At 71.1% G+C, this 10343-nt stretch carries 10 protein-coding genes; 7 read left to right on the top strand and 3 right to left on the bottom strand.

The window, feature by feature from the left end; translation table 11 throughout:
• The first annotated feature begins 288 nt into the window (after nt 1-288).
• On the top strand, nt 289-825 hold the full coding sequence (locus AC08OX_RS09355; RefSeq protein ID WP_476607444.1) for an ATP-binding protein: 537 nt from the start codon (nt 289-291) through the stop codon (nt 823-825).
• Nucleotides 822-1838 carry an RNA polymerase sigma factor SigF gene (locus AC08OX_RS09350; protein ID WP_476607443.1) on the top strand — a complete coding sequence of 339 codons (1017 nt, stop codon included), beginning with the start codon at nt 822-824 and terminating at the stop codon, nt 1836-1838. The genes AC08OX_RS09355 and AC08OX_RS09350 overlap by 4 nt, the downstream gene beginning before the upstream one ends.
• A gap of 9 nt (nt 1839-1847) precedes the next feature.
• Here AC08OX_RS09350 and AC08OX_RS09345 read toward each other — a convergent pair whose 3' ends face one another.
• Nucleotides 1848-2309, bottom strand: coding sequence for a hypothetical protein (locus tag AC08OX_RS09345; RefSeq protein WP_476607442.1), 462 nt, complete (start codon nt 2307-2309; stop codon nt 1848-1850).
• Between the two features lie 188 nt (nt 2310-2497).
• Between AC08OX_RS09345 and AC08OX_RS09340 the strand changes: the two genes are divergently transcribed.
• On the top strand, nt 2498-3475 hold the full coding sequence (locus AC08OX_RS09340) for a diacylglycerol/lipid kinase family protein (protein WP_476607441.1): 978 nt from the start codon (nt 2498-2500) through the stop codon (nt 3473-3475).
• Nucleotides 3476-3502: 27 nt separating this feature from the next.
• On the opposite strand, the gene AC08OX_RS09335 is transcribed toward AC08OX_RS09340, so the two are convergent.
• Nucleotides 3503-4276, bottom strand: a complete 774-nt coding sequence (locus tag AC08OX_RS09335; protein WP_476607440.1) for a glycerophosphodiester phosphodiesterase — start codon at nt 4274-4276, stop codon at nt 3503-3505.
• Between the two features lie 547 nt (nt 4277-4823).
• Between AC08OX_RS09335 and AC08OX_RS09330 the strand changes: the two genes are divergently transcribed.
• Entirely contained in the window at nt 4824-5072 is a 249-nt protein-coding gene (locus AC08OX_RS09330; RefSeq protein WP_011438134.1) for a WhiB family transcriptional regulator, read from the top strand.
• Nucleotides 5073-5486: 414 nt separating this feature from the next.
• Here the strand turns inward: AC08OX_RS09330 and AC08OX_RS09325 are convergent, their stop codons facing one another.
• A complete protein-coding gene (locus AC08OX_RS09325) occupies nt 5487-6950 on the bottom strand; it encodes a sensor histidine kinase (protein WP_476607446.1) in 1464 nt (487 codons plus the stop codon).
• Between the two features lie 100 nt (nt 6951-7050).
• On the opposite strand from AC08OX_RS09325, the gene AC08OX_RS09320 reads away from it, so the two are divergent.
• The 3 genes from AC08OX_RS09320 (at nt 7051) to bioB (ending at nt 10263) form a co-directional block, all read left to right on the top strand.
• Nucleotides 7051-8217, top strand: coding sequence for an 8-amino-7-oxononanoate synthase (locus AC08OX_RS09320; RefSeq protein ID WP_476607439.1), 1167 nt, complete (start codon nt 7051-7053; stop codon nt 8215-8217).
• Nucleotides 8218-8281: 64 nt separating this feature from the next.
• Nucleotides 8282-8998 carry a dethiobiotin synthase gene (gene bioD / locus AC08OX_RS09315; protein ID WP_476607438.1) on the top strand — a complete coding sequence of 239 codons (717 nt, stop codon included), beginning with the start codon at nt 8282-8284 and terminating at the stop codon, nt 8996-8998.
• A gap of 188 nt (nt 8999-9186) precedes the next feature.
• Nucleotides 9187-10263 (top strand): biotin synthase BioB, encoded by a 1077-nt coding sequence (gene bioB / locus AC08OX_RS09310; RefSeq protein WP_476607437.1) that lies wholly within the window; start codon nt 9187-9189, stop codon nt 10261-10263.
• Nucleotides 10264-10343 lie beyond the last annotated feature (80 nt).

Below are 10343 nucleotides of genomic sequence, written 5' to 3'. Positions count from 1 at the left end.
CAAGCTAAGCCGACGACGGCCAGACAGGCCGGATGCAACAGCTTACGATCACCCGACCTGCGGTACCCAGCGGCGGCTGGGTACGGTGGAGTCGGTGGCCGCCGCCCGGCCGCCGACGGAGCGGAAACCGTCCGCCCATGCGGGACGTCATGGTCGGGAGCGGAATACTCGACCCGTCGACGGGTGGGCGAGGGACCGCCGACAATATCATTATCTAATCGACCTTGGTCGGCAGGACACCCGCGAGGCGCCGTCCTCGCGCGACGCAGGCTCTTTGGGGGTAGGAACGTGGATCCGACGCCTTCGACCGGCGGCGCGGAGAGCTCCGACACCATCGACAGCCAAACCGCCCACTCGGGCGGCCTACGCGACGTGGTTGCGCTCACCCTGCCCGCCGCGAGCGCCTACCTCACCGTCCTGCGCACGGCGACGGCCTCGCTGGCGGCCCGCCTCGACTTCACTCTCGACGACATCGAGGATCTCCGGATCGCCGTGGACGAGGCGTGCGCCCTGCTGCTCGTCTCGGCCGTGCCGGGTTCCTCGCTGGACTGCACGTTCACCCTCTCGCCGGGGGTGATGCACGTCCTGGTGACGGTCAAGAGCCTGGACGGCGAGCAGCCCTCCGAGGACACCTTCGCCTGGACCGTGCTCAAGGCGCTGGCGGGCGACGTGCAGACCTCGACGGGCCCGGGGTCGCGGGTGAGCATCGCCTTGCAGAAGCGCAGGGGCGTGCGCGCCGACCTCGGCGGGCCTCCGGCCGGACACGTCCGAGGGTCGGGTGCGTCCAGAGAGACTCCACTGGGCGACACGGTAGGTACGTCGTGACGTCGACCGGGAGAACGCCGACCCCACCGCGCACGGTACCTGATCACGATGTAGCCGATCGCAACGTAGCCGATCGCGACCCGGTGTCCGCGGTGGACCCGGTAGCGGCGTTGAGCCAACGGGGATCCGTGCTCGACGACCACCCGGGGATCGACAGCGATCCCGGCCCCGAGATGACGACCCAGGCGCCACCGAACCCGGCGGTGGACGGTCCGGCGATCGACGGGGAGAGCGATCGGCCCGAGCGCGCGCACTCGCCCGACCGGGCCCTGGCCCGCACGCTGTTCGTCCGCCTCGCCGAGCTACCCGAGGACGATCCCGAACGCTCCGCCGTCCGCGATCAGCTCGTCCGGATGCACCTACCGCTGGTGGAGTACCTCGCCCGCCGCTTCCGTAACCGGGGCGAGCCGCTCGACGACCTCGTCCAGGTGGCCACCATCGGATTGATCAAATCGGTGGACCGGTTCGATCCAGAACGTGGGGTGGAGTTCTCGACCTACGCCACCCCGACCATTGTCGGTGAGATCAAGCGGCACTTCCGGGACAAGGGCTGGGCCATCCGGGTCCCCCGCCGCCTTCAGGAGCTCAAACTCTCCCTGACGAAGGCGACCTCCGAGCTCTCCCAGACGCTGGGCCGCTCCCCCACGGTGAGCGAGATCGCCCGGCATCTGCAGATGAGCGAAGATGACGTCCTCGAGGGGCTGGAGTCGGCGAACGCCTACTCGGCGGTCTCCCTCGACGCGCCGGACTCCGGCGACGACGAGGCGCCCGCCGTCGCGGACACCCTCGGCGTCCAGGACGAGTCCCTGGAGGGCGTCGAGTACCGCGAGTCCCTCAAGCCGCTGTTGGAGAAACTCTCTCCGCGGGAGAAGCGCATCCTGCTGCTGCGGTTCTTCGGCAACATGACCCAGTCCCAGATCGCGACCGAGCTCGGCATCTCCCAGATGCACGTTTCCCGGCTCCTGGCCCGGACCCTGGCCCAGCTGCGGCGCGGCCTGCTCGAGGACGGCTGAGCGGATTCGTCACCCGGTCCCGCCGCCGCGCCGAGGCGGGACCACCGGCCCGAGCCCACCGGCCAGCAGCAACGCGACGACGATGACAAGGGGCACGACGAGCAGCGGGATGCCGTAGCCGTAGCGGCCGGACTGCACCAGCCCCCACGCCACCGGCAGGCACAGGATCTGCACGACCAAGGTGGGCGAGCGGAAGGATGCGCCGTTACGCAGCACGCCCCCCGCGAGGACCGCCACACCGAGCCCGCCGACGATGGCGAGCACCCCACCGCTCTCAGCACGACCCATGTCGTCAATGTCCGGCCCGAAGCCGCGCAGCACCTGCAGGATTCCGAGGGCCAGCAGGGTCAGCGCCTCGATGGCGAGCAGGACGGACGCCACCCGAGTGGGCACGGACGCCGCGCGAGCAGCCTGCCGCAGCGTGCCGAAGCGGCCGGCCGCCGGCTGATCGGGATGACTCGTGGATCCCATATCCCTGACACTACGTTCCCGGGGCCGTCCGCGTTCCCGGGGCCGTCGACCGGTGCCCCCGGGGACCCTCCGGACGGTGTCCACCGCGCCATCACCCGTCGCACTTCGCGAGGTGCCCGCCGGATTCCAACGGTGTGAGAGTTTTCCCAGCCGGCGACCCGGATGACCGGGCGGACTACGGTGGAGGCATGCGAGGGCTGTTGGTCGTCAACCCCGTCGCCACTGCTACGACCGAACGTGTTCGTGACGTCCTCGCCAGCGCGCTCGCCGCGGACCTCGCTCTGGAGACTGTGGTCACCAAGGGGCGGGGGCACGGGGTGGAACTGGGGGCCAGAGCGGCCGAACTCGGCGTCGACGTGGTGCTTGCGCTCGGTGGGGACGGTACCGTCAACGAGATCATCAACGGACTGCTCCAGAACGGTCCGGTACCGGGCGGCCCAGCGTTCGCCGTGGTCCCGGGTGGCAGCACCAACGTCTTCGCTCGCGCGCTAGGCTACTCCGCGTCACCGGTGGAGGCGACCGGCGAGCTGCTGAGCGCGCTCCGCGAGGGCCGCACCCAGCGGATCAGCCTCGGCCGGGCTCAGTACGGCGACGAACGGCGCTGGTTCACGTTCTGTTTCGGTATCGGCCTGGATGCCCGGGTCGTCGCGCGGGTCGAGGAGAAGCGTGGCAAGGGCAGACGCAACACCGCCGGCCTGTTCCTGCGGACCGCGGCGGGTCAGATCCTCCACGGCACCGACCGCCGCGGTTCGCCCATCACCCTGACGACCACCGACGCCGGCTCGGCCCCCGACCCCGGGACCACCGACCCGGCGGGCGGGCGGGCCGAGGAGCACATCGCCTTCTGCATCGTCTGCAACACCCGCCCGTGGACCTACTTCAACTCCCGTCCCGTCCTCGCCTGCCCGGACGCGTCCTTCGACACCGGTCTGGACCTCCTCGCGCTGCGGCGGGTACGGTTGCCCAGCGTGCTGCGGGCCGCCTCGCGGATACTCACCGACGGCGAGGGTCCGCGCGGTCGCAACGTGGTGCGCCGCCACAACACGTCGTCGATCCGTTTCTCCACGGATACGCCCCTGCCGGTGCAGATGGACGGCGAGTATCTCGGGATGTTCTCCGAGGTGCTGCTGACCCACCAGCCGCACGCGCTGCGCGTCGTCGCCTGACGGCTGCCCGCCCAGGAGAATGTCCGCTCAGGCGTCGAGCGCCGTGGTGGGGGTCCCGTCCAGCCGGGACAGCGCCTGGCAGATCTCCATGGGGTCGTCGCAGATCGCCCCGGTGACGCCCGCGTCGCGGATCCGCCGGGCGTCCTCGACGCTGGTCACCGTCCAGGTGATCAACCGGACGCCGGCTTCGCGCGCCCGTCCCGCCGCGTCGGAGGTGCCGAGCACCGCGCTGGTGTGCACATGCAGTTCGGTGTGGCCCGCCGACCGTGCGTAGGCGAGGCCGCCGCTCACCGACATCCGGGGCATGGTGAGGAACGCCGTCGTGACCGCGAGGTCGGCGTCACGCACCGCCTCGATGGCGAACCAGTCGAACGACGACACCGTGATGCCGCCGGCACCGGCGTCAAGGTCAGCGGCGTCCGGCCGGCGGCCGGTCCATCCCCGGGCACGCAGCGTCTCGGCAAGCCGGCGCACGGTCTGCTCCCGGGGGGCGTCGAAGTCCGGCTGCCCGGGCTGGTTCTTGATCTCACAGATGAGCCGACCGTGACCATCCCACACGTCGAGGATCTCATCGAGCAGAGGGATCCCCCGGGCCCGCAGCGCCGCCGTGGTCTGCCGGACCACGGCCCGGCCGGCGGGACGGGACAGCCGCGCGTCGTGCACGCAGACCAGGTCGCCGTCCGCGCTGCGCCGCACGTCGACCTCGACACCGTCGGCGCCCACCCGCAACGCGGCATCCACCGCCTCGACCGTGTTCTCCGGGCCGGGAACCCTGCTGCCACGATGGCCGAGAACCTCCATGCCCCAACCCTGCCATCTCCGGCGACGCGAGCGGGTCAGATCGGGCCGGGATGACGGCGCGCACCGGCGCCGGAGCGGACCTCAGGCAGCCCTCAGGCACCACAGAACGGATCCATGACCGACTGGCATGACATCGGCGGCTTGATCGCCGAGGATCCGGGCCGCCCACCGGCCGCACCGGTAACGATCGATACAACGGAGCGTAACATCCCCTGGCAATCGGGGCTCCCGTGGCACTTCGGCCATCCAAGGAGACGGTCGCCCCCCGTGGTCCGTCTGTGTCCTTGCCGGACAAGTGCAGGCCAGCCAGGCTGTGAAGAGGCTTGCAGGTTCTTGCGCTGCTGCCTGTTCGGGTGGGAGGGTGGCGAATGTCCGAGGTGGATGCACGTGCACCCGGGCTTACCGACACCCGGCAACCCGCTCTACGGCCGCCGCCGAGGCCGAGCAGACATCCTGCTCAATTTATTTTTCACCTCGGCACAACCGTAGCGGCTCACAAAGCGTCTCATGTGCAGTGTGGCCCGAGACGAGAGAGGGAGTTGTACGCATGGACTGGCGCCACAGAGCGCTCTGCCGTGACGAGGATCCCGAGCTCTTCTTCCCGATCGGTACAACCGGTCCGGCGGAACGCCAGGTCGAAGAGGCAAAGGCCGTTTGCGCGCGGTGCGCAGTCACGAGTGACTGCCTCAACTGGGCACTGGACACCGGGCAGGACTCCGGTGTCTGGGGCGGGATGAGCGAGGACGAACGCCGGGCGCTCAAGCGCCAGGTCCGACTCCGGGTTCGAACCGCCTGACCGCAGGACCGTCCCCGACGGCAGGCCGACAGCACCCGAGGACCCGGCACCACGTCCCGGGTCCGAACAACAACACCCGCTCGCGGCAGGCCCTGCCCGCCGGAACCGGCACCGGCGGACCGCAGTGGTCGCCGCATGAGGTCATGCCACAACCCGTACCGCGGCACAGGGGTGGCTGGCAGCAGCATCGGCCGTTCTGTCCGCGCATCCGCCGCAGCAATGCGGCGCGACGCGGACGGGGCGGCCGTAATGTTTTCCGCCCCCGACCGCACCTCCCGGCGATCGGACCCGCTCAGGCGAACCACCGCCCGGGACGGTCCCGATCCGGCCCCCCACGAGCACGCCACATCGGCACGACGGCCATGGACGAGGGACACATCCTGGGGAATACCCCCTCCCGGGCACCCTAAACACTCAACTTTCAGAAAGTGGGATCGACAGGAGCGCCTCCGTCCCGTGCTTTGGACCGGCCTGGAGCCGGATGGTGCCGTGCATCTCGCCCAGCACCAGCTGGCGGACGATCTGCAGCCCCAGCCTTGGCGAGTGCTCGAGCTGGAAGTCCTCGGGCAGCCCGGCACCGTCGTCGGCCACGACGACGTCAAGCCGGTCTGCCAGGCGGCTGACCCGGATCTCGATGGAACCCGCCGAACCGTCGAACGCATGTTCTACAGCATTCTGCAGAAGTTCGGAAAGCACAAGAGCCAACGGGGTGGCGAGTTCGCCGGGAAGCCGCCCGAACGACCCGGTCCGGCGGGTGTTCGCCCGGGCCCCGGTGGAGGCCAGATCCACCGTGACCGAGGTGATCTGGTCGGCGATCTCGTCGAACGGCACGCTCTCCCCCAGGCTCTGGGACAGCGTCTCGTGCACGACCGCGATCGAGGTGACCCGGCGCACCGACTCCCGCAGCGCCGAGCGCGCCTCGTCGACCTTCGTCCGCCGCATCTGCAACCGCAGTAGGGCGGCTACGGTTTGTAGATTGTTCTTGACCCTGTGATGAATCTCACGGATCGTCGCGTCCTTACTCAGCAGCAGCGCCTCGCGGCGACGTAGTTCGGAGACGTCCCGGACGAGCACCAGCACCTCCCGGGTCGCCCCGGGGAAGAGCGGGATCGCCCGCAGAAGTACCACCGTGCTCCCGACCGCGGCCTCCACCTCCACCGGCCGACGCCGGCCGAGCGCGTGCCAGACCGCCGGGGTCGTGGCGGACAGGTTCAGCGCCCGGTGCACGGAGCGGAGGTCCTCGCCCGTGACATTGCCGGTGTAGCCGAGCCGGCGGTACGCCGAGAGCGCGTTCGGACTCGCGAAGATCACCTTTCCGGCGCTGTCGAGCCGCATCATGCCGTCGCCCACCCGGGGGGACTCGGGAAGCTCCGCCGAGCTGCCGCGGAACGGAAAGGCGCCCTCGGCGATCATCAGGGCCAGGTTGTTGGCACCCTGCAGATAAGCCGACTCCAGCGCGCTCGGCGTCCGGGTGGTCGCGAGGTTGGTGTCCCGGGCAAGGACGGCGATCACCTCGTCACCCCGCCGGACCGGGATCGCCTCGGTCCGCACCGGGACCCCGCCGTCCCACTCGGGCTCGCCCTCCCGCGCGATCCGGTGTTCCCGCCAGGCGTTCTGGACCACCCAGCGATTGATCACGACGCTGCCGACCTCGTCGTTGTGGTACGCGGTTGGACCGGTGGTGGGACGAACCTGGGCCACGACGAGGAATTCGGCTCCGCTGGCGTGGCCGCCCCGGCTGGCCCCCGAGCCGGAGCGGACAGGCACGAGCAGCAACAGATCAGCGAAGGAGAGGTCGGCGAGCAGAGCCCAGTCCGCGACGAGCGCGTGCAGGTGGTCGATGTCGTCGTCGCTGAGATCCGTGCTCGCGCGCAGCATGTCGGCGAGGGTTCCCACGGCTCGCAGACTGCCAGACCGGCCGGGTTCGTGAGGTGGCGGGCACCCCATCACAGTGGCCGATACCCGTACGCTGACCGTCGTGACCGTCGATGACGTCGAGGCTGCCGCGCCGCTCGCCTGGCTCGCGGACCACGCCCGGGCCCGGGCCGCCGCCGGGCTGCGCCGCGAGCTACGCCCGCGGGGCGGCCCGGACAAACCGGGCGCAAGCGTGCTCGTCGATCTCGCGGGCAACGACTACCTCGGGCTCAGCCGTCATCCGGCGGTCGTCGACGGCGGGATCCGCGCCCTGCGCGCCTGGGGTGCCGGGGCCACCGGGAGTCGGCTCATGACCGGGACGACCACGTTGCACGGGGAGCTGGAGAACGCGCTCGCCGCGCACGCCGGATTCGCCTCGGCCCTGGTCTTCTCCTCCGGCTACACGGCGAACCTCGCGGTGGTCACCGCCCTGGCCGGCCCCGGCGACCTGGTCGTCTCGGACGCGCTGAACCACGCCTCGATCGTGGACGCCTGCCGGCTGTCCCGGGCGGACGTCGTCGTGACACCGCATGCCGATGTGGCCACGGTCGCGGCGGCCCTCGCCGGACGCCCCTGGCGGCGGGCACTCGTCGTGACCGAGTCGGTGTTCTCCGCGGACGGCGATCTCGCCCCGTTGACCGAACTGCACGCGGCCGCCCGGGCCCACGGAGCGGTCCTGGTCGTCGACGAGGCCCATGCGCTCGGGGTGGTCGGGCCCGCCGGTCGGGGGGCACTCGCCGCCACGGGCCTCGCCGGGGAGCCGGACGTGGTGGCGACGGCCACCCTGTCCAAGGCGCTGGGCGGCCAGGGCGGCGCGGTGCTGGGCGAGGCGGCCGTGCGCGATCACCTCATCGACACCGCCCGCAGCTTCATCTTCGATACCGGCCTCGCCCCGGCGAACGTGGGCACCGCGCTGGCCGCCCTGGAGTTTCTGGGGGGCCACCCGGAGCTGCCCGGCACCGTCCGGCGCCGGGCCCGTCAGCTCGCCGGCCTGACCGGCGCGCCGGATCCCGCCGGGGCCGTCGTTTCAGTGATCATTGGGGATCCCGAACCCGCGATCGCGGCCGCGACGACCTGCCGCGGGCACGGGGTGGCCGTCGGCTGCTTCCGGCCACCGACGGTGCCGGTCGGGACCAGCCGGCTGCGCCTCGCCGCCCGGGCCGATCTCACCGATGCCGACCTCGCGATCGTCACCGACGCGCTGGCCGCCGCCGGGGTCCTGGCCCGATGACAGTCCTGGCCCGATGACAGTCCTGGCCCGATGACAGTCCTGGCCCGATGACGGTCCTGGCCCGATGACGGTCCTGGTGGTGACCGGGACCGGCACCGGGGTCGGCAAGACGGTGGTGACGGCCGCGATCGGCGCGCTCGCGCACGACCGACACCACGCGGTCGCGGTGGTGAAACCGGCCCAGACCGGTGTCGGCCCCGGCGAGCTGGGTGACGTCGACCTCGTCCGCGATCTGACCGGGATCACCGACGTCCACGAGCTGGCCCGCTACCCCGACCCGCTCGCTCCGGCCACCGCCGCCCGCAGGTCCGGGCACCGGGCCGTCGACCTCGACGAGCTCGCCGCCCGGATCGGCACCCTCGCCGACAGCCGCGATCTCGTCCTCGTCGAGGGCGCCGGCGGCCTGCTGGTCCGCTACGACGCGGGCGGCGCCACCCTCGCCGACCTCGCCCGGGTGCTGCGGGCGCCGGTGCTCGTCGTGACCGCCGCAGGCCTGGGCGCTCTGAACAACACGGCGCTGACCCTGGAGGCGCTGGCGCACCGCGGCCTGGACCTCTCCGGCGTGGTGGTCGGGTCCTGGCCGGCCGAACCGGATCTGGCCTGCCGGTGCAACCTCATCGACCTGGAAAGCCTGGCCGCCCGGCCGCTGGCCGGCGTCCTTCCGGCGGGAGCCGGCCTGCTGGCCCGGCTCGAGTTCCTGGCCGTGGCGCGTGCCTCACTGCAACCGGCACTTGGCGGCACGTTCCGTGCCCAGGAGTTCAGAGCTCGCTACGAGACGTAACCACCATGCTCGATAGTCTTCGGGGCTCGATGGTGTTCGGGAATCCGGCCCCACATCCGCGCGCCGGTTCGACAATGGATGCGCATGCACCTGGGTGCATGCGCATCAGTCCCGACCACGATGCCCACCGCCACCACGCGCCCACCGCACCCGTTGACCCTTGTCTGGAGACCCCTGTGACTGCATCCGTGACCACGTCCGTGACCACGTCCGTGACCGCGCACCCCACCGCACCTGCACCGGTGTCGCCGCGGCCGCCGGCGGACCAGGACGGTGCCGACATCCTCACCGTGGCACGGCGCGAGGTCCTCGATGGCGGACGGGGGCTGGACGAGGCCGGCGTGCTCGCCGTGCTCCGGCTCCCGGACGAGACGCTGACCGATCTGCTCGCCCTGGCCCACGAGGTGCGGATGCGCTGGTGTGGTCCGGAGGTCGAGGTGGAGGGGATCGTCAGCCTCAAGACCGGCGGATGCCCGGAAGATTGTCACTTCTGCTCGCAGTCCGGCAAGTTCGACTCGCCGGTGCGGTCCGCCTGGCTGGACGTGCCCTCGCTCGTCGACGCCGCCCGGCAGACCGCGGCGACAGGCGCCACCGAGTTCTGCATCGTCGCGGCCGTACGGGGCCCGGACGCCCGGCTCATGGCGCAGGTGCGGGAAGGGGTCGCCGCCATCCGTGCGGCGGTCGACATCAACGTCGCCTGCTCGCTGGGCATGCTGACCTCCGAGCAGGTCGACGAACTCACGGCAATGGGTGTGCACCGTTACAACCACAATCTGGAGACGGCCCGCTCGCACTTCCCGAACGTGGTCACCACCCACAGCTGGGAGGAGCGGTGGGAGACCTGTGAGATGGTGCGGGCCGCGGGGATGGAGCTGTGCTGCGGCGCCATTCTGGGCGTCGGCGAGAGCCTCGAGCAGCGTGCCGAGCTCGCCACCCAGCTTGCGGCCCTGGAGCCCGACGAGGTTCCGCTGAACTTCCTCAACCCGCGGCCGGGAACGCCCTTCGGGGATCTTCCGCTGGTCGAGCCGCGTGACGCGCTGCGCGCGATCGCGGCGTTCCGCCTCGCCATGCCGCGCACGATCCTGCGCTACTCCGGCGGACGCGAGATCACCCTGGGCGATCTCGACGTGCAGGGGATGCTCGGTGGCATCAACGCCATGATCGTCGGAAACTATCTGACGACGCTGGGCCGTTCCGCGGAGGCCGACCTGAAGATGTTGGCCGAGCTGAGCATGCCGATCAAGTCCCTGCAGGCCACTCTCTAAGCCGTTTTGACGCTGGTTCGTGCCCGGCTGGTTCGTGCCCGGTGCTGATGCTCCCGTTCGCGCAGGAGGTGGACCTGCTT

The organism is Frankia sp. CoBUL1 (assembly GCF_978021245.1).
Note: the sequence above shows the minus strand (reverse complement) of the source record. Positions and strands in the feature narration are given on the sequence as shown.

Excerpts from the sequence above, each read along its gene's own strand:
- AC08OX_RS09345 (WP_476607442.1), bottom strand. The coding sequence starts at position 2,309 with ATGGGATCCACGAGTCATCCCGATCAGCCGGCGGCCGGCCGCTTCGGC.
- AC08OX_RS09340 (WP_476607441.1), top strand. The coding sequence starts at position 2,498 with ATGCGAGGGCTGTTGGTCGTCAACCCCGTCGCCACTGCTACGACCGAA.
- AC08OX_RS09335 (WP_476607440.1), bottom strand. The coding sequence starts at position 4,276 with ATGGAGGTTCTCGGCCATCGTGGCAGCAGGGTTCCCGGCCCGGAGAAC.
- AC08OX_RS09330 (WP_011438134.1), top strand. The coding sequence starts at position 4,824 with ATGGACTGGCGCCACAGAGCGCTCTGCCGTGACGAGGATCCCGAGCTC.
- AC08OX_RS09325 (WP_476607446.1), bottom strand. The coding sequence starts at position 6,950 with ATGCTGCGCGCGAGCACGGATCTCAGCGACGACGACATCGACCACCTG.
- bioD (WP_476607438.1), top strand. The coding sequence starts at position 8,282 with ATGACGGTCCTGGTGGTGACCGGGACCGGCACCGGGGTCGGCAAGACG.